20 protein-coding genes and 3 tRNA genes are annotated in these 23213 nt (G+C 61.0%); 4 read left to right on the top strand and 19 right to left on the bottom strand.

The window, feature by feature from the left end; all coding sequences use genetic code 11:
* Window positions 1-7 precede the first annotated feature (7 nt).
* The gene (locus BVH06_RS14355; RefSeq protein WP_075934488.1) at window positions 8-1345 is read left to right on the top strand and encodes an NTP/NDP exchange transporter; all 1338 of its coding nucleotides are present in this window, start codon (window positions 8-10) and stop codon (window positions 1343-1345) included.
* A 128-nt stretch (window positions 1346-1473) separates the two neighbouring features.
* On the opposite strand, the gene BVH06_RS14350 is transcribed toward BVH06_RS14355, so the two are convergent.
* The 10 genes from BVH06_RS14350 to rimO form a co-directional block, all read right to left on the bottom strand.
* Entirely contained in the window at window positions 1474-3438 is a 1965-nt protein-coding gene (locus BVH06_RS14350) for a TonB-dependent receptor domain-containing protein (protein WP_075934687.1), read from the bottom strand.
* A 154-nt stretch (window positions 3439-3592) separates the two neighbouring features.
* Complete coding sequence (locus BVH06_RS14345; protein ID WP_075934487.1) at window positions 3593-3949, bottom strand: hypothetical protein; 357 nt, start codon at window positions 3947-3949, stop codon at window positions 3593-3595.
* Window positions 3950-4018: 69 nt separating this feature from the next.
* Window positions 4019-4378 (bottom strand): hypothetical protein, encoded by a 360-nt coding sequence (locus tag BVH06_RS25455; protein ID WP_139315646.1) that lies wholly within the window; start codon window positions 4376-4378, stop codon window positions 4019-4021.
* Window positions 4379-5144: 766 nt separating this feature from the next.
* Window positions 5145-5447, bottom strand: coding sequence for a YrhB domain-containing protein (locus BVH06_RS14335; RefSeq protein ID WP_083652048.1), 303 nt, complete (start codon window positions 5445-5447; stop codon window positions 5145-5147).
* A gap of 78 nt (window positions 5448-5525) precedes the next feature.
* Window positions 5526-5858: an Imm45 family immunity protein gene (imm45, locus tag BVH06_RS26335; protein WP_075934685.1), complete on the bottom strand. Its 333-nt coding sequence runs from the start codon at window positions 5856-5858 to the stop codon at window positions 5526-5528.
* 57 nt (window positions 5859-5915) lie between these two features.
* Complete coding sequence (locus BVH06_RS25450) at window positions 5916-6437, bottom strand: hypothetical protein (protein ID WP_139315645.1); 522 nt, start codon at window positions 6435-6437, stop codon at window positions 5916-5918.
* 90 nt (window positions 6438-6527) lie between these two features.
* Entirely contained in the window at window positions 6528-7271 is a 744-nt protein-coding gene (locus BVH06_RS25445) for a hypothetical protein (protein WP_139315644.1), read from the bottom strand.
* Between the two features lie 68 nt (window positions 7272-7339).
* Window positions 7340-8080, bottom strand: a complete 741-nt coding sequence (locus BVH06_RS14325; RefSeq protein ID WP_075934485.1) for a hypothetical protein — start codon at window positions 8078-8080, stop codon at window positions 7340-7342.
* A gap of 216 nt (window positions 8081-8296) precedes the next feature.
* Complete coding sequence (locus tag BVH06_RS14320; protein WP_139315643.1) at window positions 8297-8746, bottom strand: hypothetical protein; 450 nt, start codon at window positions 8744-8746, stop codon at window positions 8297-8299.
* Between the two features lie 175 nt (window positions 8747-8921).
* The gene (rimO, locus tag BVH06_RS14315; protein ID WP_075934483.1) at window positions 8922-10247 is read right to left on the bottom strand and encodes a 30S ribosomal protein S12 methylthiotransferase RimO; all 1326 of its coding nucleotides are present in this window, start codon (window positions 10245-10247) and stop codon (window positions 8922-8924) included.
* A 249-nt stretch (window positions 10248-10496) separates the two neighbouring features.
* On the opposite strand from rimO, the gene BVH06_RS14310 reads away from it, so the two are divergent.
* The gene (locus tag BVH06_RS14310) at window positions 10497-11837 is read left to right on the top strand and encodes a short-chain fatty acid transporter (RefSeq protein ID WP_075934482.1); all 1341 of its coding nucleotides are present in this window, start codon (window positions 10497-10499) and stop codon (window positions 11835-11837) included.
* Window positions 11838-11875: 38 nt separating this feature from the next.
* On the opposite strand, the gene BVH06_RS14305 is transcribed toward BVH06_RS14310, so the two are convergent.
* The 5 genes from BVH06_RS14305 to BVH06_RS14285 form a co-directional block, all read right to left on the bottom strand.
* Window positions 11876-13144, bottom strand: coding sequence for a virulence factor family protein (locus BVH06_RS14305; RefSeq protein ID WP_075934481.1), 1269 nt, complete (start codon window positions 13142-13144; stop codon window positions 11876-11878).
* The gene (gene mprF / locus BVH06_RS14300) at window positions 13144-15774 is read right to left on the bottom strand and encodes a bifunctional lysylphosphatidylglycerol flippase/synthetase MprF (protein ID WP_075934480.1); all 2631 of its coding nucleotides are present in this window, start codon (window positions 15772-15774) and stop codon (window positions 13144-13146) included. The genes BVH06_RS14305 and mprF overlap by 1 nt, the downstream gene beginning before the upstream one ends.
* Window positions 15775-15992: 218 nt before the next feature.
* Window positions 15993-16069, bottom strand: a tRNA-Met gene (locus BVH06_RS14295).
* Window positions 16070-16190: 121 nt separating this feature from the next.
* Window positions 16191-16267, bottom strand: a tRNA-Met gene (locus BVH06_RS14290).
* Window positions 16268-16387: 120 nt separating this feature from the next.
* Window positions 16388-16464: transfer RNA gene (locus tag BVH06_RS14285), tRNA-Met, on the bottom strand.
* Window positions 16465-16737: 273 nt separating this feature from the next.
* Between BVH06_RS14285 and dinB the strand changes: the two genes are divergently transcribed.
* Complete coding sequence (gene dinB / locus BVH06_RS14280; RefSeq protein ID WP_075934479.1) at window positions 16738-17808, top strand: DNA polymerase IV; 1071 nt, start codon at window positions 16738-16740, stop codon at window positions 17806-17808.
* A 51-nt stretch (window positions 17809-17859) separates the two neighbouring features.
* On the opposite strand, the gene BVH06_RS14275 is transcribed toward dinB, so the two are convergent.
* The 4 genes from BVH06_RS14275 to BVH06_RS14260 all read right to left on the bottom strand — a co-directional run bounded on the left by BVH06_RS14275 (window position 17860) and on the right by BVH06_RS14260 (window position 22370).
* The gene (locus BVH06_RS14275; protein WP_075934478.1) at window positions 17860-18261 is read right to left on the bottom strand and encodes an META domain-containing protein; all 402 of its coding nucleotides are present in this window, start codon (window positions 18259-18261) and stop codon (window positions 17860-17862) included.
* Window positions 18261-18698 (bottom strand): hypothetical protein, encoded by a 438-nt coding sequence (locus tag BVH06_RS14270; protein WP_075934477.1) that lies wholly within the window; start codon window positions 18696-18698, stop codon window positions 18261-18263. Before BVH06_RS14270 ends, BVH06_RS14275 begins: the two co-directional genes overlap by 1 nt.
* Window positions 18699-19012: 314 nt before the next feature.
* Complete coding sequence (locus BVH06_RS14265) at window positions 19013-19630, bottom strand: biliverdin-producing heme oxygenase (protein ID WP_083652043.1); 618 nt, start codon at window positions 19628-19630, stop codon at window positions 19013-19015.
* On the bottom strand, window positions 19617-22370 hold the full coding sequence (locus tag BVH06_RS14260) for an ATP-binding protein (protein ID WP_075934476.1): 2754 nt from the start codon (window positions 22368-22370) through the stop codon (window positions 19617-19619). The genes BVH06_RS14265 and BVH06_RS14260 overlap by 14 nt, the downstream gene beginning before the upstream one ends.
* Before the next feature lie 134 nt (window positions 22371-22504).
* On the opposite strand from BVH06_RS14260, the gene BVH06_RS14255 reads away from it, so the two are divergent.
* Entirely contained in the window at window positions 22505-23212 is a 708-nt protein-coding gene (locus BVH06_RS14255) for a response regulator transcription factor (protein ID WP_075934475.1), read from the top strand.
* The last annotated feature ends 1 nt before the right edge of the window (window position 23213 follow it).

Raw genomic sequence — 23213 nt, 5'->3', positions numbered from 1 at the left:
GCCCATCATGTTTCCCACTGTTCTGGTGCGGCGCCTTGGCGCCGCCATCAATGCCGAGCGCCACGAGCTGGGGCCGGCACTGGCCGGGTTCGCACTGTTCTTCTGCCTGTTCTCCGGCTATTTCATGCTGCGGCCCATTCGCGAATCGATGGGCATCATGGCCGGGGTCGAGAACCTGCAATGGCTGTTCACCGCTACCTTCGTGGTGATGCTCGTGGCTGTGCCGCTGTTCGCCTGGCTCAGCTCACGGGTGCCACGTATTCATTTCGTCGACTGGGTCTACGGGTTCTTCTGCCTGAACCTGCTGGCCTTTGCCGTGCTGTTTCAGCTCAATGACGACAGCGTCTGGCTGGCGCGGGTGTTCTACGTGTGGATCTCGGTCTACAACCTGTTCGTGGTGTCGGTGGCGTGGAGCCTGATGGCCGATGTGTTCGACAGCCAGCAGGCCAAGCGTCTGTTCGCCTTCATCGCCGCCGGTGCCAGTGTCGGCGGCCTGGTCGGGCCGGCCATGAGCGCGTTGCTGGTCGGCGTTGTCGGCGAAAGCGGCCTGGTGCTGCTGGCTGGCGTGCTGCTGGGTATCGCCCTGGCCCTCAAGACACCGCTGATGCGCTGGCGGGAAGTCGGCGGCGCGGGCCGCCCAGGCGCCGTGAAGGCCGAGAGTTCACGCAAGCCGGTGGCCGGCAACCCGTTCAGCGGCCTGACGCGGGTACTGCAATCACCTTATCTGTTGGCCATCGCCGGGTTCGTGGTGCTGCTCGCCACGGTGACCACCTTTCTGTATTTCGAGCAGGCGCGCCTGGTGGCCGAGCGCTTTCCGAATCGCGATGCGCAGATCCGCGTGTTCAGCATCATCGACGTGATCGTGCAGGCCGGCGCCTTGCTGTCGCAGCTGTTCATCACCGGGCGCATTGCCCAGAAGCTGGGCGTGCGGGTGCTACTGGCCATCGTGCCGCTGCTGGTCTGCGTGGGCTTTATCGGCCTCGCCCTGGCGCCCACCTTCGCCATGCTCGCCGCGCTGATGATCGTAAGGCGCATCGGCGAATACGCCTTCGTGCGCCCCGGCCGGGAAATGCTCTTCGCGCCGCTGGACGCGGAGAGCAAATACAAGGCGAAGAACTTCATCGACACAGTGGTCTACCGCGCCGGCGATGCCCTCAGCGGTTGGGTGAAGAGCTTTCTCGATCTGCTCGGGCAGGGTGCGGTGCTGGTGGCGCTGGTGGGCGCGGGCTGCGCCTTGGTCTGGGCGGCGCTTGGCTGGTATCTGGGCAGGCAGGCCGACGAGATGAGCAAGCGCGCCATGCTGGAGGCGAAAGAGGACACCAGGGTGGCGCCTGCCAGCAGCTAGCGTTGCAGTACTCAAGCGTTCCTGCGCGGCGCTCAGTGACAGGCTACGGTCTGCGCTGCACGCCATTGCGTCGCCTGGCGTAGAGCGCAGCGAAACCCGGGAGACGATTGCCGTCCCGACACATCGGATCAGAAGTCCAGCGACGCGCCGAGCCAATAGGTGCGGCCGTAATTGACCGTGCCGTCGTCCTCGTCATTCAGGCGCTTGTTGCCCAGGTTGTAGATCGCCGAGTTGAGCGTCAGCGATTCGGTGAGCTTGTACGAGCCGCCGATATCGGCAGTGGTGTACGCGCGGGACGATTGGCCGGTCAGCGTGGCGCCATATTCCTCGCCGCTGTAGTGGGTGGCAGCCCAGGCCAGGGCTCTGTCGTTGATATCCCAGTCGGCACGCAGGCTCGCCTTGCGCTTGGGCGTCAGCGACAGCGGCCGGCCCTTGTCGGCGCCGCTCTTCTGCTCGGAATCCAGGTAGGTGAAGTTACCCTTGATCGCCACGTTGGCCAGCGCCTGCCAGCTGCCGCTCACCTCCAGACCGCGGATCACCGCTTTGTCGACGTTGACCCGCTCCATCACGGTCAGGCCCTGCCACTGTTCGGTGGTGGTGACCGTGGACAGCTTGTCCTTGAAGTCGTTGTAGAACAGCGTGGCACCGGCCGACAGGTCGTCACGGTTCGACCACATCGCGCTCAGCTCGTAGTTGGTGCTGCTCTCGGGCTTGAGGTTCGAGTTGCCGAATTGCACGAAGCGGTTGCGGCGCACCACCGCGTAATCGTCGATCACCGCGCGCAGTTCCGGCGCCTTGAAGCCGCGGGCTACGCCGCCTTTCAGCGTCCATTCGTTGGTCAGGTGCCATACGCCATAAACTCGAGGGTTTACGTGGCTGCCGTACTGCTCGTGGTGGTCCAGGCGCACGCCGGTGGTCAGGGCGAAATCGTCGGTGATCGACCATTCGTCTTCGGCGAACAGGGCTTTCTGCACTACCGAGTATTGCTCGTTCTCGCGCTCGCGAGCGGTGCCGCGGTTGGCCTGGTTCCAGTCGGTCAGCGTGGCTTCGTTCCACTGCACGCCGGTGGTGGTGACGTGGTAGTCGGTGGGGATCACCAGCTTGCCGTCCAGCACGCGGTTGCGGATCTCCGGCTTGCGTCCGAACACGTCTGTCTGCGCTGGTGTCGCCTTGCCCTCGCGGCTGGTGGTTTCTTCGGCGAAAGACAGCGTCGAATCCGCCCAGCCCCAGCGGCCTTCGTGGGTCAGCGACCAGTGATCTCGGTTGTTCTTCTGTTCGCGGGTCGACCAGTTGGCGCTCAGGCCGTCGCCATTCTTCAGGCGCGAGGCGCCCGCTTCGAGCAGGAAGTCATGATTCTCGGTCGGCGTAAGGGCCAGGCGCGCGGTCAGGCTCTTGTTGTCGGACTTAGCGAAGCCTTCATTGGCTTCGAAATCGTCATCGGCCTGGCGGTCGAGGTAGTTGCCCCATACCTGCAGGCCCAGCACTTCGTTGACCAGCGGGCCATTGAGATAGAACTGGGTGTTGCGGGCATTGCCCTGGTCGCTGTTCGGACGTGCCGAATAGTCGTAGGACACATTGCCGCCCCACTCGGGCGACACCTTGCGGGTGATGATATTGATCACCCCACCGATGGCATCGGAGCCGTACAGCGAAGACATCGGCCCGCGCACCACCTCGATACGTTCGATGGCCGCGGCCGGCGGCACGAAGCTCTGCTCGTAACCGCGGTTGCCATTGACGCGCGAATCGCGTCCGCTCTGGCGTTTGCCGTCGACCAGAATCAGCGTGTAATCGCCCGGCATGCCGCGGATCTGGATATCCGTCTCGTTAGCGCCGCCGTTGACCACCACGCCTTCCACATCACGCACGGCATCGGCCAGGTTCTGCACCGAGCGCTTGCGCAGGTCGTCGCCGCTGATCACGGTGACCGAGGCTGGCGCGTCTTCCAGATTCTGGGCGAAGCCGGAGGCGGTCACCACCATATCGTCCAGCTCCAGAGGCTCGGCATGGGCGAGGGTGCTGCCGGTGACCAGGCAAAGCGTCGCCAGGCGAATCAGCGTGCCGACAGGGCGGCGAGGGAAGGGTGCGTGCATGGAATAGTCCTTACGAATCGTTTGCAGGCGCGAATCGTATGCATCCATGGGCGTAAAGGTTGGACAAAGTAAGACAGCGTGGTCGCTTGGTGTGGGAACTCGAGGTGGTAAGGGGAACTGACTTACCGGTTTGGCGACTGCTTACCCGTCGAGGCTAGCTATACCAGTGCCAGTCCCGGCAATGCCCGCGATCATCCATACAGGCTTCCATGACCGCGATTGCCGAGAAGCCTACAAGGATCGAGGTCGCCATGACGCAGGCCGTGATCGACCGCCAGCCAAACTTATCGGCACGGTATGCCTTGAAGGAGGCGATCAACCCCATCGCCAGCAGCGCGAGCGCAATTTGCGACATCAGTAACTTGAGAATCAACTCACCAAAACCGACGGGGCCGTCACCGCGGATGATCAGTGCTTCTCTGAAGAATAGAGAAAGTGCAGCCAGGTTGAATAGGTTGTAGGTCAGGCAAGAAAATAATGCTGTTGGCTTCTTGGCGCAGGATAGTGCCACTATAAATACTCAAGCGAGTGCTCGGTAGGCTTCAGTCTGCCCCTGTGGGCAAAGTAAGCAGTTGAACCATTAGTTAGGATTCGTTCGATAATTTTTGAGCTGTAGCCAGGCCATGATTGTTATGGCTATTGAATACAGTGCAAGTGTTGCTTCCGTTCCATATGGGGTTGCGATGTAGAGAAGAATGAACCATACGATTGATGCTGTAGATGCTAATAGCCCAGCCCAAAGCAGGAACCTGAATACTTTGCTCTTAAGGTTCAGCAGGTATGCTGCTAGAACTAATGAAACGGCCAGTGGAATAGGGAATGCTTCGATCGGTATTGAAAGGAAAGCATTGTTGTTGGCGCCCGAGAAAAATAAGAAAGCGCAGCCTATGAGCAGGCTAAGCCAAAGGATGTATTTAAGAACTGTAAGTTGATTAGCCATGCTATTCCTAACGTTCAGTCAAGGGGCCGTGTGGTTCATCTTGGTGAGGAATGAGAATGATTTTAACCGTTTCGTTAGTGGGGAGGGTGGATGGCGTTTCTCCAACCTGCATTGCGGGTTTAAGTCGTCAATGTTCAGACAGTACAGATTGTGGTGGATAAGCTTTGCGTTAGTCACCCTGCTTGGCTGTTAGATGACCTTCTTGAGGACTCTCTGCAGCCGCCGAGTATGGCTTTCAACAGCCCTCCAATTCCAAGCGTCGGGTGGACTCCAGTCCGGGCAAGTAGATGCCCAAGCCTTCGCTCGAGCTGGTGAGTTCGAGCAAATTCGCGACATTTGGAGCCGATCGGAGCCATACAACTGCAGCGAGATCAGTCCAAAACCGTCCCATGTGAAACGAAACTTCTGGCCGGGGCAGTGCTTTGGATCTAAATGAATGGTCCGCCGTACCGGGCTGCCACCCATATCGGAGTAGACAATGAAGATATAAGCCAGTTTTTCAGGGCCTGCGAGCTGACCTTTAATGTAATCGGCCAAATCCGCCGCTGTATTGAACACGCGAGATTTTCGGCCGTGCTCGGAGTATGCCTCTGCAACGAACGGATCGGGCTTTGCGAACACCGCATCTGCAATCGTGTGGATTGCAGACTCAGCAAGTAGGGTGGATGGCGCTCTTTCCATCCACCGCTGTGAGTCTGAACCGTCAATGTTCAGTCAGTGCGGATTACGGTGGATAAGCTTCGCATTATCCACCCTGCCTGGCTGGTTAGGTATGGGGATTGCCAGTTGCCTCATAGTTTTCAATGTATCGGTCAATGCTAAAAGCTGTGCCAGTCGGTATGAGCTTTCCAGTTTCACGCTCTACGAGCGTCGGAGCATTGCCGGCCAAGGAATATTTAGTGTCGTTAGTTTCTAACCATAACTTAGATGTATGGAAGATGGCCCAGCCCCACGACCTTTCAATGGTTTCTTTTTCAATAATGATTATCTCATCGCCTTCAGGCAGCCAATCACGCTTTCCTCCGATGGCTTCTGCGACAAGTTTATGAGCTTGCTCTTTTGTGATCATATTCAGAAACCTAATGTTTGGTTGAGAAGCGGGCTTTAGCCCGTCTCAGTGAGCGAAGCGAGCGATTTGAACCACTAGTTAGGTTTCTACGCTATACCCGGAAGGATAGCAATCAACGTAATTGACGTCTACAAGCTCGCATTCCGCGTACACCCAAAACGACCAGTTTTTCTTTAGCCAGTCTACTGATATTCCGCCGGACTCATACTTTGCTTCTGCTGGAAATACTAGCTCTGTTTGACCTGCGTGATAGCCAGAAGAACATATAATTTTATAAAAAGTTGGTGAGTCATGTTCTTCAATGATCATGAAGTCGACGACTTTCTCGAATGGTTGTTTTGCCGGGAAGCGAAATACTACACCCCTCCCAAATGAGTCTTTCACACAGGTTGTAAGTGGACGCCAATTCATCATGGAGCCTAACGTTTGATTAAGGGGTGGCCGGAACCTGATTCCGGCGAACCATTATTACCACTTGGACCCAGACGCCTCCTTCATTCGAAGGCACGCTAAGCCTGAAGGGCGAAGGTTCATCTTTTTAAGGAGCAGCGGCTCTGTTTTTCCATCGGCAAGGACCTTTTCTCCGCTAACAGTGCAATAAACGTCTGGGCCTGAAAGAAAACCAGAGACACCAGACTTTTCTTCGATGTGCGTGCCTTGCCTGAAAATGTACTTTGAATTTTCTTCAGGGGTGAATGAGAAAAATATTCTGCAGAATGAACCGGATGATTGATTTTCCAATGACAGGTATGTGGTCCTGTTGGCATGGATTTTTACTGTTTCTCCAGAAGATCCAATCGACGACGTGCCTGCGAAACAACCGTTCTCATCCATGTTGTAAATGTCAAACCATGAGCCTCCGCTAAAATTTACGACGACTTCAGCGGAAGGCTCATTGTCTTTGGGGAATATATAGGGTTTGTTACCTAGCCTGTCATAGAAGGTGCAGCTGCTTAGGAGGGCGGCCAGTATGATAAGTGTGAGGCGCATGAGTTCTCGCTGTGAATGATAGAGATTTAAGGTATCGCTGCAAACAAATTGGGAGCAATGTGAGGGGCAGATCCGATATCTGAATGACGACTATCCTTCTCCTGCGGTCGTAAAGGCATAATCGCCTGTTGGTATCCATATCTCTGAGCCTGATTTAGAATTGATTAGGCGCTGTAGTAATTCAAATGCCGTCTTTCTAGGTAGATGGAACCGGCTGGGGAACCAACCTATTCCTTCACCACAGCAGGGACAGGCCTCGGGCGCATGGTACCGAGCTTCAACTTGAGTGCCAAGGCAGTCAGGTGTCCTTGCGTAAAACCCGCTATCGCTCCCTAGTGTTTGGAGCGTGCATACGGCATAAATTTCGGTAAATGAGAAATTTAGGTTTTCACCTAAGTCATTTACCAAAAAAACATAACCGTTCGGTTCGCGCATGGCCAGCTTTATTGCTTCATCGATGCTGGTAGCCGCATGGCCGTCATAGAAGTTTGGTTCGAGTGTCCAGGGTGAATCGGGTGTCATGATCTTGTCAGAGCCCTTGGCAGCGAGTAGATCGTTGTTGCTAGCGTGATAAATGTCGCCGGTTGCTATCTGGTTTCGATGCGTTTTTATGGCTTGGCGTGACTCAACTGAAAGTTTAGCGCAAATTGCGCACGCGCCTTCATTCTTAATTGCTGTTGCCAGCAAGATCATGCTGCCACACTCGTCGCATTGAATGCGGTCGTAGCCAGTTATCGATCCGTTAGGTGTATGCGATAACGAGTTGAATGGATTTTTTCCGCGAATAAGCGAAAACAATGAGTTAAACCAACGTCTGGTTTGCCACTCTTTCATCATATGGTTGCTGTTTGTTGGTCATGGGGCTGTTTATAAGATGAACGCGCATGTGCCACGTACGGCGTTCATTTCCCAAAGAGTCGGGAAAAGAAACCTTTTTTGGAAGGCTGTGATTCCATTTTTTGCTTTTCAATTGCCTCGCTCAGTTGTACCGCGACAGCTTTACTATAAAGAAGGGCTCCCTCTGGGTTGCAGTTGAGAAGATTCGATAAACTGCGGCTTGCGTCTAGATTCAATGGGTTGGGTTCGACAATCTCAGATGCTTCGATAAGGCCAAAGCCATTCTCAATCGCATCATCTACCGCTTTCCAGAAAATATCCAAACGTCCATGTGAGAAGGTTTCATCCATTTTTGCTCTTACATGTGGTGCCGTTTGGTAGTCTGCGCGTAATCTTATAAGTGCTGCGTGAGGCAAATAAACGCCACCGCAGTAATTTTCTGTTAGCTGGTTTTCGATCTTTTTTTTCCAATAGGTTTCGGGAGTCAGCGTTTTCCAGTCGCCTAAATACGTCGCCATTACAGCGTCGTCTGCAAGGAATGAAAATGCGCCGCCCCTTATGTAGTGGTGCTTTCTTAAAAAACCTAAAATGATCGCTACATAAAAGGCATGCCCTTTGTTAAAGGGGGTGCCTTCTTCTAGGGTACGCGCTTCTTCAAATCTCATTCTCAGTTGCTCAGCATAGAATTCATCGACGCTGAACATCTCAATAATGGAGTTGATATGATTCGGATCGGTAAGCCCTTGAAAGTAAAGTGAACGAATTTCTTCGGCCTCGACCGGGTGATAAGTAATATCCCATCCCATATACTGCTCCTTTGATAGTTTTAACTTGTCGCCTTCGAGGTTCGCCCCCTATGAGCTTCTCGCATCTGCGTAGTTAACGAGTAGGCCAATGACATTTTCTATCGCCTTCGCAAGCTGCGGTATCCAAAATACTTCCAAGTTGCCACTGCTCCAATTCTCGGCCAAGTTCGCGATGCCTCTAGGGTTGTACTCCCATGTGCAGCGCTGTTCAGAAGGTCACTGCCGGTGCTTCTTGGCACCATCCCATACATACCGCTCCGCACCACCAAAATAACGCCACTCGCCGTAAAACTCCGCGAAGCGGTCATCGAAGTTGAGTTCGAGATCTCCGTAGCCGTATTTATCTATCCATACGCACTTCAAAAGCTGGCTGCGAAGGCGCTTGCAGTCTTTGAGCCGGCCTTTGGTTTCGCCATTCTGGTCAGTCAGCACATAGGTGCCCGAGAGGGTGTCTTTGCCGCTCCAGCGCAGGGAGGTGACAACCTTATCCAGCTTGCCGGCGTTTTCGACCTGGCCTACATAGTCGCCTGCCATGTTCGGGTTGGCGGCGATAGCGAAGGGCGGGTAGCAGGTGATGAGCAGCGCGAGAAGGGCGGTCGGGCGAGTGCGCAGGCATGGGGGCAAGCGATACCGCTTGGCGGTGCAGAGAGAGCGGGTGGGTGACATTCCTTGTTTTCTCACAGCTCAGATCCGGTTTGAGCGTTTGGCGTTTCTGAAGATCGTCAGCGCCAGTTGTGGCTGGCAAGACACTACTCGGCTTGTACTGGCCATGTCCATCGCGCCAATACAAAAACGCCCACTGGGTCAGGCGACGCAGTGGGCGTTTGCTGAGGCGAGGGGCTTAAACCCGCTCGGCCCACATGTCGTATTCGTCGGCATCGACGATGCGCACGCGCACCTTCTCGCCCGGCTGGAAGTCGGTGCCTTCGATGAACACGCTGCCGTCGATTTCCGGAGCGTCGGCCCAGGAACGGGCGACGGCGCCCTGGTCGTCGACTTCATCGATCAGCACGTCCATCTCGCGGCCGATCTTCAGTTGCAGGCGGGCGGTGCTGATCGCTTGCTGGTGGGCCATGAAGCGGTCCCAGCGATCCTGTTTGACGTCATCGGGCACGATGTCCACGTCCAGGTCGTTGGCGGGCGCGCCTTCGACCGGCGAGTACTGGAAGCAGCCGACGCGGTCGAGCTGGGCTTCGGTCAGCCAGTCGAGCAGGTACTGGAAGTCTTCTTCGGTTTCGCCGGGGAAGCCGACGATGAAGGTCGAGCGGATGGTCAGGTCCGGGCACTGTTCGCGCCAGGATTTGATGCGCGCCAGGGTGCGGTCTTCGAAAGCCGGGCGCTTCATCAGCTTGAGGACGCGCGGGCTGGCGTGCTGGAACGGGATGTCCAGGTACGGTAGCAGCTTGCCGGCGGCCATCAGCGGGATCACGTCGTCGACGTTGGGGTAGGGGTACACGTAGTGCAGGCGTACCCACACGCCCATGCTGGAGAGCGCTTCGCAGAGCTCTTTCATGCGCGTCTTGACCGGCTGGCCGTTCCAGAAGTCGGTCTTGTACTTGAGGTCGACACCGTAGGCGCTGGTGTCCTGGCTGATCACCAGCAGTTCCTTGACCCCGGCCTTGACCAGGCGCTCGGCCTCGCTGAGCACATCGCCGACCGGGCGGCTGACCAGCTTGCCGCGCATCGAGGGGATGATGCAGAAGCTGCAGCTGTGGTTGCAGCCTTCGGAAATCTTCAGGTAGGCGTAGTGGCGCGGAGTGAGCTTGACGCCTTGCGGTGGGATCAGGTCGACCAGCGGATTGTGGTCCTGGCGCGGCGGCACCACTTCGTGGACGGCGTTGACCACCTGCTCATACTGCTGCGGGCCGGTGACCGACAGCACGCTGGGGTGCACATCACGGATGTTGCCTTCCTCGACGCCCATGCAGCCGGTGACGATGACCTTGCCGTTTTCCTTGATGGCCTCGCCAATCACTTCCAGGGACTCGGCCTTGGCGCTGTCGATGAAGCCGCAGGTGTTGACCACCACCACGTCGGCGTCCTGGTAGGTCGGCACCACTTCATAACCTTCCATGCGCAGCTGGGTCAGGATGCGTTCGGAGTCCACCAGGGCTTTCGGGCAGCCAAGGGAAACGAACCCAACTTTGGGGGTGGCGGTGGTGGTCATGCAGGTGAACCTCAGGGCTAAGACGGGCCGGGCGCTTTGGGCGCCTCTGGTCAAAAAGTGCGCAATTCTAGCGGCGTGTGAGGCACTTTTCCAGCACTGCCGACAGGAAGTAAGGGTGGGCTGCGCCCATTGCTCTGAAAGATGCTGTTGCAGACTCCGCCTCTGCGCCGCGCCAGGGCCTGTTAGCGTTCCCGAGCGACCGGCGAGCACCGCCGCGCATCCCCATAACAATGACAAAAGGGCTACCTGATGTTTTCACGGATCACGCTGCTGAGCGTCAATCTGGTTCAGCGCTTCCTGCCTTCTCCCTTCGTATTCGCCATGCTGCTGACCCTGGTGGTGCTGGCGCTTGGCATCTTCGCCACCGGCCAGAGCCTGCCGCAGATGGCCCAGCACTGGGGCGGCGGTTTCTGGAATCTTTTGACCTTCACCATGCAGATGGCGCTGGTACTGGTCACCGGTCATGCCCTGGCCAATGCGCCACCGGTGGCCCGGCTGCTGGATCGCCTGGCGCGCATTCCCAGCACCCCCGGGCAGGCGATCGTGTTCGTCACCTTGGTGGCGATGGCCGCATCCTGGGTCAACTGGGGTTTCGGCCTGGTGGTCGGCGCCGTGTTCGCGCGAGCGCTGGCGCGGCAGGTGCAGGGCGTGCATTACCCATTATTGGTGGCGGCAGCCTATTCGGGCTTTCTGGTCTGGCATGGCGGCTTGTCGGGCTCGGTGCCGTTGTCCCTGGCCACCGGTGGTGCGGATCTGGAACGTATCAGCGGCGGCGTACTGACCGCTGCCATTGGCGTCGAGCACACGCTGTTCACCACACTCAACCTGACCATCATCGCCTTGCTGGTAATCGGCGCGCCGCTGCTCAACCGGGCGATGATGCCGCGAACGCCCACGGTGGCCGCGCCCGAGCTGCTGATCGATCCGCCAGCGCCGGCCATTCCTCGCGAAACCGGCGCCCAACGCCTGGACGACAGCCGCATCCTCGGCCTTCTGATCGTCGCCCTGGCGGCCATCTACTTCGTCTACCACTTCGCCAGCAACGGCTTCGGGCTGACCCTGAACCTGGTGATCGGCATGTTCCTGTTCGCCGGCTTGTTGCTGCATGGCTCGCCAGAGCGCTACGGGCGGGCGGTTCAGGACAGCGTCGGTGGTATCAGCGGGATCATCATTCAGTTCCCGTTCTACGCCGGGATCATGGGCATGATGGTCGGTGCCAACGCCGAGGGGCAGACGCTCGGCAAGCTGATCAGCGACCTGTTCATCGACTGGTCGTCGGCCGAGACCTTTCCGCTGCTGACCTTCCTCAGTGCCGGGCTCTTGAACATGTTCATCCCGTCTGGCGGCGGCCAGTGGGCAGTGCAGGGGCCGATCATGCTGCCGGCCGGTGAGGTGCTTGGCGTGGCGCCGGAGATTACCGCCATGGCGATCGCCTGGGGTGATGCCTGGACCAACATGATCCAGCCCTTTTGGGCGCTGCCGCTGCTGGCCATTGCCGGCCTGGGCGCGCGGGACATCATGGGCTACTGCCTGATCATGCTGCTGTATTCAGGCGTGGTGATCGGCGGGGCGTTCTACTTTCTGGTGTGAGCGAGGCGTGCTGCCGGCGGGCGCCGGCAGCACCGAAGTCACTGCGCCGCAGGCTGGCGCTTGTTGATCGCAGCGATCAGGCGTTCGGCCAGCGCCGGGTAATCCTTGTCGTAGTGGTGGCCGCCAGGCAGCTCCAGCTTCTCGCCGACGCTCTGCAACTGAGTGCAGCCGCTTTCCGGCGCCTCTTCGGTGCCGTACACGCACAGCACTTTCGCGGCGGGCAGCTTGACCAGCTCGGGACCTGTGGCGGCTTCGTCGGCGTCCTTGCCCAGCCAGCCCTCTACCTGGATCTCGAAGGCGCCGCTGCGCGCCAGGGCTAGCAGCAGCACGGCATCGACCTGCTTCTTGTCGCTGTCGGGCAGGCGGTTGTAGAGCGCCGGCATCACGTCGGCACCGAAGGAATAGCCGATCAGTACGAAGCGCTTGGCGTGCCACTTTTCACGGTACTCGCGCATCATCTCGGAGAGGTCGCTGGCGGCCTGGTCCGGGCTCTTGCGCTGCCAGAAGTAACGCAGCGTATCGACGCCGACCACCGGGTAGCCACGCTCAGCCATCTGTTCGGCCACGGCCTTGTCCAGATCACGCCAGCCACCGTCGCCGGAGTAGAACAGGCTGACCGTATCGCCGGGCGGCGTGGACGGCACCTCGACTACCGGCAGATCATCGCTGGCGCCCTGCAGCAGGCGACGCACCTGGGTGATCAGCAGCGCCTTGGGCGCGGTGTCGTAATCACCGATCAGGGTCTCGGCGTTGGCCTGCTCGCGTACGAAGCGGGCGCTGGCGTCATCCGGGTTGTCGTTCCAGGCGGCCAGCCAGTGGCCATGGGCGCTGCCCGTTGGTGGCGGCGTGGCGCAATCGGGCTTCTCCAGGGAAAAGCCGACCGATAGCGCCTGGGCCTTGTCGTCGTTCTGCGTGGCAAGCCAGCGCCAGGCGAGCATGGCGGTGTTCTCGCTGCCGGCGACCAAGTTCAGCGGGCCGCCCAGTTGCGCGGCGGCGTCCTGCAGGATCTTGGCTTGTGCGTCGCAGCTTTGCGCCTGAGCCGGGTATTGACCGATCAGCGCGTGGTTGGATTGGGCCAGTTCCAGCAGTTCGGCTTCATCGAGCACCTGATCGTTCGGCAGCACCAATAGCACGCGGCGCTGCACCTTGCCGCCCGGCGTGGCGACCTGCAGGTCAGCGCCGGACACCAGCGCATGATGCGCAAGGCTGGCAGCGGCTGGAGGGCGCAGCCAGAGGTAGAGGCCGCCGGCAACCACTGCCAGCAGCAACGCGAGGATCGGTAATAGACGTTTTGCAGTACGGGTCATCAACGTTTCACCAGTCCGGTAAAGCCGCCAGCGATCAGTGCGGCGGTGTCGGTCAGTGCCACCAGCGGGTCGAGCCCGGCCGGCACAGCCATGTAGCGCGGCTCCCAGTCAGGCTGGAACTTGTCCTTGAAGCGGCGCAGGCCCTGGAAGTTGTAGAACGCCTCGCCACGCTTGAACACCAGTGCCCCGAGACGCTGGGCCAGTGGCGCGCCGCGCCGCGGCTGCAGGCCCGAGAGCGGCACCATGCCGAGGCTGAAGCGGGCGAAACCGGCGGCCTTGAAGTGCAGGATCAGGCCGAGCATGAGGAACTCCATGGTCAGCTTCGGCGCATCGGGCAGCACGCGCATCAGATCCAGGGTGGCGAGGTCGCGGCTGTCGGTTTCCAGTAGGTTGGCGAAGGCCACGGCGCGGCCCTCGACGCGGGCGATGACGATGCGAAAGCGGTTCAGGTAGGCCGGATCGAAACGGCCCAGTGAGAAGCCTTTCTCGCGCATCTGCTTACCACCCAGCCAGGCATCGGAGATGGCCCGCAGCTCGTCGAACGGCGCCTGACCGGGCTCATGGAACTCCAGCACCAGGCCGTCGCGCTGGCCGCGGTTCCAGGTATAGCGCAGGTCCTTCATGGCCTTGCCGGTGCTTTCCAGCTCGAAGCGGTTGAGATCGACCCGCGCTTCTTCGCCGAGCTTGATGGCGGTCAGGCCGATGTCCATGTACAGCGGCAGGTTCTCGGCGCGCACCTGGTAGAACACCGGGCGGGTGTGGTGGCGGTCGCACAGGTCACGGAACTGCCAGACCAGTTCGGCACGCCGTTGCGTGGTACCGATGGGATCGAACAGCGCGACCATGCTGCGGGCGCGCCGTGAGTACATCAGAAAGGCGTCGCCGTCCGGGTGCACCAGCAGGGCCTTGTCGCCGGTCAGGGCGAGGCCGCCATCGGCCTGGTCGGAGGCCTTGACGATCCGTGCCGCGCGGTCCAGCTCCTCGCTGCTCGGCAGGGTAATGGCCGGTGGCGCGGCGCGCAGCAGCCAGGCCAGGAACACCACGCCAAGCACCAGTACGCAGCCCAGCGCGGCACGCAGGCCCCGTGGCGCATCGGCATTTACCGCGAATTGCCACCACAGCTGGTTTTCATAGGGCACGTCCTGGTAGGCGAAGAACAGCAGCCAGATCGACGCACCGAGCACGCAGGCGCTGGCCGCCAGGTGCCAGGGCGAGAGGGGCAGCTCCATCAGCCGGCTGGGGCGGTAGAAGTAGGGGCGAAACAGCGCCAGCAGGCCGGCGGTGATACTCAGCAGCAGTGCTTCTTCCCAGTCGAAGCCCTTGAGCAGGGACAAGATCGCGCCGGTCACCAGCAAGACCAGGGTCATCGCCCAGGCCGCTGACAGGCGGCGGCGCAAGCCTTGAGCGAGCAGTAGACAGAGCAGGCCGATCAGGCTGGCGCCGAAGTGCGAGGCGTCGATCAGCCGGTGGGGTATGAGGAAGTCGAGAATCTCCAGCCGCTCGTCCAGGCTCGGTGTAGCGCCCGAGAACAGCAGCACCATGCCGGAGATGAACACCAGCAGCGCGAGGATCGGCGCGGCCAGGCCACTGGCAGCGCGGATCGCCTGGCGGGCGTTGATCAGCCGGCGCAGCTCCATGCCCAGCAGCAGCAGGCAGGCCACCAGCAACGGCAGCACGATATAGATGAGGCGGTAGAGCAGCAGCGCAGCCGCCAGGGGCGCGGCGCCCAGCTCGCTGGCGAAGGCGGCCAGCAGCACTGCCTCGAACACCCCGACGCCGCCCGGCACATGGCTGAGCACACCGGCGGCCAGGGCCAGCAGGTAGACGAGCAGGAAGGTGGTGAACGGCGGCGCTTCGGGCAGCAGCAAATACAGCACGCCGGCCGCGGCGCTGACGTCCACCAAGGTGATCAGCACCTGCAGCAGGGTCAGGCGTGCGCCTGGCATGCGCAGCAGGTGGCGGCTCACGCGAACGGTCACGCAATCGGCGTTCGGGCGTTCGCCCAGGCGCGCGCGATGCAGCACGAGCAGCAGGCCCGCACCGAGTGCCAGCAGCACGAGGCTGATGACGATCAGGATCGGTTGCGGCAGGCGCAGCGCGGCGGATGCGTCGGCAGGGTCCGCCAGTGCCGCCAGGGCGGCGAGAATCGGCAGCACGCAGCCCAACGACAGGCTGGCGAATACCGTCATGCGGGCGATTTCCACGCCGCCGATGGCATGGCGGGCATAGAGTCGGTAACGGATCGAGCCGCCGGAGAGCATCGACAGGCCCACGGCGTTGCCGATGGCGAACGCGCAGAAACCGCCAGTGGCCAAGGTGCGGCCGGGCAGGCTGACGCCGGCATAGCGGCTGGCCGACCATTCGTAGCCGAGCAGGGCGATGAAGCCGATGACGGTCAGGCCCACGGCGCCGAACAGGTTCGCGGTCGGTACCGCCAGGATGGAGGCATGCAGTGCGCTGGGGTCTAGCTCATCGAGAAGGTGGCGGCAGGCCAGTAGCGCGATGACGAACAGCGCCAGGGCGACACTCAGGCCCAGCGGCTGGCGGTATCGATCCAGGCGTTGGCGCCAGAGCAGAAGTTGAGATTTGGGCAGTGAAGGTGGGGCAGTAGCGTCGGAGCTGGCGCGCATCGGATACCTCTTGGGCAGTGCGGCTCAGATTGAAGGGCGGAATCCAAGTTCCGTTTTGTATCAAGCAATGTATGAGCTTGAGCGAACCGCTTCAAGGTGTCTATGGCAGGCGCTTGGAAAGATTAGTCCATCAGCGTGGGGCGTGTGGTAAGGCGGTTTTTTCAACGCCCATAAACAAAAGCCCCGACAGCGAACTGTCAGGGCTTTCGTTTCGAAGGTGGTTGCGGGAGCCGGATTTGAACCGACGACCTTCGGGTTATGAGCCCGACGAGCTACCAGACTGCTCCATCCCGCGGCGGCCATTATATGGATGGAGAGAATACTGTCAACCGACTTTTGCGTTTTCAATCAATCGGTTAAATCGGCAGGGCGGAAAAACAAAAAGGCCACTCGATTGAGTGGCCTTTTTGAGTATCTGGTTGCGGGAGCCGGATTTGAACCGACGACCTTCGGGTTATGAGCCCGACGAGCTACCAGACTGCTCCATCCCGCGGCGGCCATTCTATACGGGATGAGGCTTCTGTCAATCGATTTCTACTTTTTAATCAATTAGTTAAATCGAGGAAGCAGAAAAACAAAAAGGCCACTCGATTGAGTGGCCTTTCTGGGTATCTGGTTGCGGGAGCCGGATTTGAACCGACGACCTTCGGGTTATGAGCCCGACGAGCTACCAGACTGCTCCATCCCGCGGTCGCCATTCTATTCATATGAGACGTGCTGTCAACGCTTATCTGGGAAAAATCGTTTTGCAGTCAATTGGTTAGCGATGCGAATCGCGCATTTTCAAGCGCCCGAGGCCCTGCCATACGGGCGTCTCGGGCGGTTTTATGGCATTTTCGTGACGGTGTCTGATGACGATGAACGGCAAGCCTCGGGCTGGAAGGCTGTTCTTATATACAGTAAGGTGCGCTTCCCATCCCTTCTTGCCGACCGCGCCCGCCGTCGGCTGGCCCTCTCAGGTTTATGGCGCAGCGAAAGATCATCCATATAGATTGCGATGCCTTCTATGCGTCGGTCGAAATGCGCGACAACCCGGCACTGGCCGACAAGCCCATGGCCGTCGGTGGCTCGGCTGATCGGCGTGGGGTGATCGCCACCTGCAATTACGAGGCGCGGGCCTACGGTGTGCGCTCGGCCATGGCCTCGGGGCATGCGCTCAAGCTGTGCCCGGATCTGCTGATCGTCAAGCCGCGCTTCGACGTTTACCGCGCCGTATCTCGGGAGATTCACGGGATCTTTCGCGATTACACCGACCAGATCGAGCCGTTGTCGCTGGACGAGGCCTTTCTCGATGTCTCCAATTGCGAGCACTTCGGTGGTAGCGCCACGCGTATCGCCCAAGACATCCGCCGGCGCGTGTCCAGCGACCTGCATATCACCGTGTCCGCCGGGGTGGCGCCCAACAAGTTCCTCGCCAAAATCGCCAGCGACTGGCGCAAGCCCAACGGCATCTTCGTGATCACGCCGGATCAGGTCGAGGATTTCGTGGCCGAGTTGCCGGTCAACAAGCTCCATGGGGTCGGCAAGGTCACTGCGGACAAGCTCACCCGCCTGGGCATACGCACCTGCCGTGATCTGCGCGAGTGGAACAAGCTGCGTCTGGTGCGCGAGTTCGGCAGTTTTGGTGAGCGGTTGTGGAACCTGGCCCATGGCATCGACGAGCGTATCGTGCAGACAGATAGTCGCCGTCAGTCGATGAGCGTGGAGAACACCTACGATCAGGACCTGCCAGACCTCGACGCTTGCCTGGCGCAACTGCCGGCATTGCTGGAAGAACTGGAGCGACGCATGACGCGCCTGGATGGCAGCTATCGGGCGGGCAAGCCCTTCGTCAAGGTCAAGTTCCACGACTTCACCCAGACCACGATGGAGCAGGCCGGCGCTGGGCGTGACCTGGAGAGTTACCGGGTGCTGATGACCAGTGCCCACGCACGTGGCAACAGGCCGGTGCGGCTGCTGGGCGTCGGCGTGCGTTTGCAGGACCTGCGCGGCAAGCATGAACAGCTGGATCTGTTCACCACGCCTCAGCGGTAGAAACGAATATGGCCAGGCGCGCGGGGCTGCTCACCTGGTCATAGCGCTTTCTTATTCGTCAGGCCACAGGCGGATCGGTTTGCCGCTGGCCGGCCACAGGCGCAGCTGGTCGAGCGGCGAAACGTCCCAGCGTTGGATGGTCGCGAGGCTCTGCAGAAAGCGGTTTTCCTGCTCCATCAATGCCGGAGCGCACAGTTTGCGGGTGCTGCCGGCGTCACTGAAGGTCAACCTGTCGCCGTCACGCTGATAACTGGCGAACCAGTGGTTGCAGCCGGCGTTGCCGTAGGCGCGGCCATCCTCGCCAAGAATGATGGTCAGGTGACTGTTGTCGATCAGCGGGCGTTCGCCGATCCATTCCACGCTGTAGGTGCGCTCGGTTTCCAGGTGCACCGGTTTGCCGGCGCAGCCAGCCAAGGCTGCGGCGAGCAGGCCCAGGGCGAGAAGCGGTTTCATCAGGCCTCCTTGTTCAGGCACGCAGGGCAGAGGTGTTTGTCCTGCTGTTTGCGCCAGCCGAGTTCGGCCAGGCGCGCATCGGCGGCAGGTGCCTGGGCTTTCTTGCCCAGTGCGCTGTCTACCGCGAATTCGAAGTCCAGCTGCTTGCCGCAGCTGTCGCAGGTGACCTGCCAATTGAAGATCGACAGTTCGGTGAACGCCGGCCCGTGGGCGACGGCGACCCATTGGCCGGGCGGGTTGATCAGATGGCGGACCTTGTCGACCAACAGGCGCATGCTCAGGTCGCGGCTGCCCTTGAGGCTGACGACCAGGGTGTCGTTGCCCTTGATCGAGCCGCCATTACCGGTGACCTGATAGCGGCCGGGGGCCAGGGCACGGCACTCGATCAGGGTGTGTTCGGGGTTGAGCAGATTGTAGCGAAAATCGTGTTCGGCCATGGGTCCTCCGGTTGAGGAGGGCATTCTAACAGGCCGCGACCGGGGCGGGCGGGGTGGCGACGCTTGGGGTTAGCCCGGCGTCGCGTCGAGATAGCTAAAACCTGTTCAGAATCCTTGCGTACAGGTTCGTCGATTTTTGGCAGCTAAGTGGTGGGAACGGCCGTTCGCCGATTCACTGTGGGAGCGGGCGGGGACGCCTAGTTCATGCGCGCAAAAAATCGCGGGCATGGCCCGCTCCCACAGCTAATGCATCGATGTCCGCTTTTGCCTTGCAGCAGCCTTTTGATGTCGCCAAAAAAATCGTGAACAGATTCTTAGATGGTGGGAAACAGTTCGCGCAGGGCCGCACGGTAAAAGTCGAATGCCGCCACGGCGCCGCTGACGGCTTCGTCGCGTTTGCTTTCGCACAGTTCCAGGCCATCGAGCAGCGCGACGAACTGGCGCCAGTGCAGGCCCCGGCCATCCGGGTGAGCCGCCAGATGGCGAGCGCCGTTCTCGCCGTTCAGGCCGATCTGCTGGGTTTCCTTGAACAGAAACGCAGCGCCCAGGTTGGAGCCTTCGCTGCAGTACAGCCAGCCCAGCGCGGCGTGGGTGCTGGTGGTCGCAACGGCAGGCGGCGTTGGTGGCAGTGGCAGGCCCAGGTCAGTGATATCGGCGCACACTGCCTCGAAACGTGGCAGCTCGCTCAGGCCTGGCAACAGGCGATTGAGCGTGATGTCGTCATACAGCGTGTTGATCGCCCCGTGAAAGCGATGCTGCACGTGCAGGAAGCAGCCGTAGCGCACCAGGCTTTCGAACGGGCGCGCCTGCATGACCAGGGTGTCGACCGTGTCGTGGTTGCGGCGGGTGCCGGCTTTGAGCTGTTTGCTCAGCGGCAGTTGCTCGGCGGCCGCCGCATCGGCGATCAGGGTTGCAGAATCAGCAGGCGTCATCCTTCTCCTCCCATTGCAGGCGTTCGATGGCCTGTTCCAGTTCGTCCAGGCCGCTGCTGCGGATCGGCTGATCCTGTTTGAGCTGGGTTTCGCTGTGCTGGCAGGCGGCGCGCAGCTGCGGCACGCCGCAGTAGCGGGTGGCGCCGTGCAGGCGATGGATGCGTTCGATCAGCGCGTTGCGATCGCCGTCGGCGCGTGCCTGGCGGATGGCTTGCAGGTCGCCCGGCAGGCCGGCCAGCAGCATGTTGAGCATGTCGGCGGCCAGGTCGGCTTTGCCTGCGGCCAGGCGCAGGCCTTCTTCCTGGTCGAGCACCGCCGTGGCAGGCGCCGCGGTGGTGTCCGCTTGCGGCTCCTGGGTGTTGCCCGCCAGGGTCAGGCCGGTCCATTTGAGCACCACCTGGGCCAGTTGGCGCTCGCTGATCGGTTTGGTCAGGTAGTCGTCCATGCCGCTTTGCAGCAGGGTGCGCTTCTCGTTGGCCAGGGCGTGGGCGGTGAGGGCGACGATGGGCATTGGCGTGCGGGCGTTGTCATGCTCCCACTGGCGGATCGCCTCGGTGGTCTGGCGACCGTCCATGCCAGGCATCTGCACGTCCATGAATACCAAGTCGAAGTCCTGTTCCTGGGCGATCGCCAGGGCATCGAAGCCGCTGCTGGCAATCGTGACCTTGGCGCCCATGTCGTCGAGCAGGGTCTGCACCAGGAGCAGGTTGGCGGCGTTGTCATCGACGCAGAGGATGGCCGGCGAGCGCATCAGGTTATGGCGCGCCGCCTGACGGGCCTGGCGCGGCGCCACCAGCTCGATCAGCGCGCGTTGCAGGCGTCGCGTGCAGGCCGGTTTGGCCTGCAGCTGGCCGTGCCAGTCCGGCACGCTGTCCTGGTAGAGCGTCTGTTCGGTGGTGGGGCAGAGCATCACGCTCTTGCAGCCCTGCTGCTCGAGCGCCCAGACCTGCCTGCCCAACGCCGTCGGCGGCAGGTCGTCGCTGGTGACGCCGAGCACGGCGCAACTGAAGGGTTGAGCGCTGCCGGCGGCCGAGTCGACCGCTTCACGCAGGCTGCCGAGATCAGCAAACGCACTGACCTGCAGGCCGCAATCTTCCAGCTGGTGCTGGAGCGCCTGACGGGCCAGTTCGTGGGCTTCGAGGATCGCCACCCGGCGGCCGGCCAGGGCCCGGGGCTGTTCGTCGGCCTCGCTGCGCGCCTTGGGCAGGTTCAGGCTGACCCAGAATTCGGAGCCTTCGCCCGGCGTGCTGTCCACGCCGATTTCACCGCCCATCTGCTCGATCAGGCGCTTGGAAATCACCAGGCCCAGGCCGGTGCCGCCGGCCTGGCGCGACATGGAGTTGTCGGCCTGGCTGAAGGCCTGGAACAGGGCGCGCAAGTCTTCCTCACCGAGGCCGATGCCGGTATCGCGCACGCTGATGCGCAGTTGGGCGCGGTCGGCGGTTTCTTCCTCGACCATGGCGCGGATGACGATGCTGCCTTCGCGGGTGAACTTGATGGCATTGCTGACCAGGTTGGTGAGCACCTGCTTGAGGCGCAGCGGGTCGCCCGACAGCCATACCGGCGTGTCGCGATAGACCAGCGAGAGCAGTTCGAGCTTCTTCTCGTGGGCGGTCGGCGCGAGGATGGTCAGGGTGTCCTGTAGCAGGTCGCGCAGGTTGAAGGGGATGTTTTCCAGCACCAGCTTGCCGGCCTCGATCTTCGAGAAATCGAGCACTTCGTTGATGATGCTCAGCAGGCTGTCGGCGGATTTCTCGATGGTGCTCAGGTAATCCTGCTGGCGCGGGCTGAGCTCGCTTTTCTGCAGCAGGTTGGTGAAGCCGAGAATGCCGTTGAGCGGCGTGCGGATCTCGTGGCTCATGTTGGCCAGGAACTCGGACTTGATGCGGCTCGCTTCCAGGGCTTCCTTGCGGGCGAAGTCCAGCTCGATGTTCTGGATTTCGATGTTTTCCATGTTCTGGCGCAGGTCTTCGGTGACCTGGTCGATGCTGTGCTGCATTTCTTCCTGGGCGGCCTGCAGTGACTCGGCCATGCGGTTGATGCCCGAGGCCAGTTCGTCGAGTTCGTGGCTGCCCAGCGGCGGTAGACGGGTTTCCAGATGGCCGTCCTTGAGGAGGGCCACGCCATGCTTGATGCGCAGCAGCGGGTCGTTGATGCTGCGGCTCATGCGCAGCGCCAGCAGGCCGGTGATGATCAGCCCGGTAACCACCAGCAGGAGGCTGGTGAGCAGGCTGCGGTAGCCGCTGAGCAGGGTGTTGTGGTGCGACAGTTCCAGCTCCACCCAGCCGATCGGCTCGGCCTCGGTGCTGGCACGCTCCTCGCCGCTGAGGGTCAGGTGCTGAGCCATCACCGGCAGCAGGAAACGGGTCGCGTCCTGGCTGCTGTGTTCGGCGATGTCCACGGTGTCGCTGTCGATCACCGGGCGCTCGTTGAGCATGCTCGGGCCGGCATGGGCCAGGCGATCGCTTTGCGTGGTCAGGAAGGTCACCGCGCGTACGTCCGGTTGTTCCAGGGCTTCGGTGGCGATGCGCTGCAGCAAGCTCTTGTCGCCGTGCAGCAGGGCGGGGGCGGCGAGCGGCGCCAGTTGTTCGGCGATCATGTGGCCGCGCTGCAGCAGTTGCGCCTGCAGGCCGGAGAGCTGCATCCAGATGAAGTAGCCGCCCAGTACCAGTGCCAGCAGGCTGGTGGGCAGCAGGGTAAGCATCAGTACCCGACCCTTGATGCCGATATCCTTGAACACGCAATGCCCCCTTTCGACGATGCCAGGCAGTGTAGCGATTCCGGCCGGGCGACGCTTGCCCGTCGTGAGGCGGGTTACGGGCGCTTGGGCAAAAGGTAGAATCGCTCGCATTCGCTTTTCAGAGCCACGTTGCCATGACGCTTCCCGCCACACCTGCCACCCGTATTCTTGCGGTCGAAGACGACCCCGCCCTGGCCTCCCACCTGCAAGCGCACCTGCACGGCTGCGGTTTCGACGTGACCTTGAGTCGCGACGGCAGCGAAGGCCTGCGCCTGGCCCAGGAGCAGCACTTCGATCTGATCCTGATGGACATCCTGCTGCCCGGCAGCAACGGTCTTGACGTGCTGCAACGCCTGCGCGAGCAGCGCCACGTGCCGGTTATCCTGATGTCCGCCCTGGGTGCCGAGCAGGATCGCATCGCCGGCTTCAGCAAAGGTGCGGACGACTACCTGCCCAAGCCATTCAGCCTGGGCGAGCTCAGCGTGCGCATCGAGGCCATTCTGCGTCGGGTGGCCTACGAGCGCCGCGGGCAACCACCGCTGCCGGCCGATGCCCTGACCTTTCACGAGGATCGCTGTGACGTCTGCCATGACGGCCAGTGGGCCACGCTCACCTCGACCGAGTACCGGCTGCTGGAAACCTTTTCCAGACATGCCGAGGAGGTGCTCAGCAAGGCCTTTCTCTATCAGCACGTGCTGCACCGCGGTTATTCCCAGCATGACCGCAGCCTGGACATGCACGTCAGCAACGTGCGCCGCAAGCTCAAGGGCATCGGCTACAGCGGCAAGCGCCTGGAGTCGGTGTGGGGCAAGGGCTACGTGCTGACGGCCCGGGAGTCCTGAG

It is taken from the genome of Pseudomonas sp. PA27(2017), assembly GCF_001945445.1.
Taxonomy (GTDB): domain Bacteria; phylum Pseudomonadota; class Gammaproteobacteria; order Pseudomonadales; family Pseudomonadaceae; genus Aquipseudomonas.
The sequence above is the reverse complement of the archived record's forward strand: the minus strand, read 5'-3'. Positions and strand labels throughout refer to the sequence as shown.

Bases quoted from the DNA above. Each gene is read 5' to 3' on its own strand.
- BVH06_RS14325 (WP_075934485.1), bottom strand. From the start codon at position 8,080: ATGGGATGGGATATTACTTATCACCCGGTCGAGGCCGAAGAAATTCGT.
- dinB (WP_075934479.1), top strand. From the start codon at position 16,738: ATGGCGCAGCGAAAGATCATCCATATAGATTGCGATGCCTTCTATGCG.
- BVH06_RS14265 (WP_083652043.1), bottom strand. From the start codon at position 19,630: ATGACGCCTGCTGATTCTGCAACCCTGATCGCCGATGCGGCGGCCGCC.
- BVH06_RS14320 (WP_139315643.1), bottom strand. From the start codon at position 8,746: ATGTCACCCACCCGCTCTCTCTGCACCGCCAAGCGGTATCGCTTGCCC.
- BVH06_RS14305 (WP_075934481.1), bottom strand. From the start codon at position 13,144: ATGACCCGTACTGCAAAACGTCTATTACCGATCCTCGCGTTGCTGCTG.
- BVH06_RS14350 (WP_075934687.1), bottom strand. From the start codon at position 3,438: ATGCACGCACCCTTCCCTCGCCGCCCTGTCGGCACGCTGATTCGCCTG.
- BVH06_RS14310 (WP_075934482.1), top strand. From the start codon at position 10,497: ATGTTTTCACGGATCACGCTGCTGAGCGTCAATCTGGTTCAGCGCTTC.
- BVH06_RS25450 (WP_139315645.1), bottom strand. From the start codon at position 6,437: ATGCGCCTCACACTTATCATACTGGCCGCCCTCCTAAGCAGCTGCACC.
- BVH06_RS25445 (WP_139315644.1), bottom strand. From the start codon at position 7,271: ATGAAAGAGTGGCAAACCAGACGTTGGTTTAACTCATTGTTTTCGCTT.
- rimO (WP_075934483.1), bottom strand. From the start codon at position 10,247: ATGACCACCACCGCCACCCCCAAAGTTGGGTTCGTTTCCCTTGGCTGC.
- BVH06_RS14275 (WP_075934478.1), bottom strand. From the start codon at position 18,261: ATGAAACCGCTTCTCGCCCTGGGCCTGCTCGCCGCAGCCTTGGCTGGC.
- BVH06_RS14335 (WP_083652048.1), bottom strand. From the start codon at position 5,447: ATGATCACAAAAGAGCAAGCTCATAAACTTGTCGCAGAAGCCATCGGA.
- imm45 (WP_075934685.1), bottom strand. From the start codon at position 5,858: ATGAATTGGCGTCCACTTACAACCTGTGTGAAAGACTCATTTGGGAGG.
- BVH06_RS25455 (WP_139315646.1), bottom strand. From the start codon at position 4,378: ATGGCTAATCAACTTACAGTTCTTAAATACATCCTTTGGCTTAGCCTG.
- BVH06_RS14355 (WP_075934488.1), top strand. From the start codon at position 8: ATGTTTCCCACTGTTCTGGTGCGGCGCCTTGGCGCCGCCATCAATGCC.
- BVH06_RS14255 (WP_075934475.1), top strand. From the start codon at position 22,505: ATGACGCTTCCCGCCACACCTGCCACCCGTATTCTTGCGGTCGAAGAC.
- BVH06_RS14270 (WP_075934477.1), bottom strand. From the start codon at position 18,698: ATGGCCGAACACGATTTTCGCTACAATCTGCTCAACCCCGAACACACC.
- mprF (WP_075934480.1), bottom strand. From the start codon at position 15,774: ATGCGCGCCAGCTCCGACGCTACTGCCCCACCTTCACTGCCCAAATCT.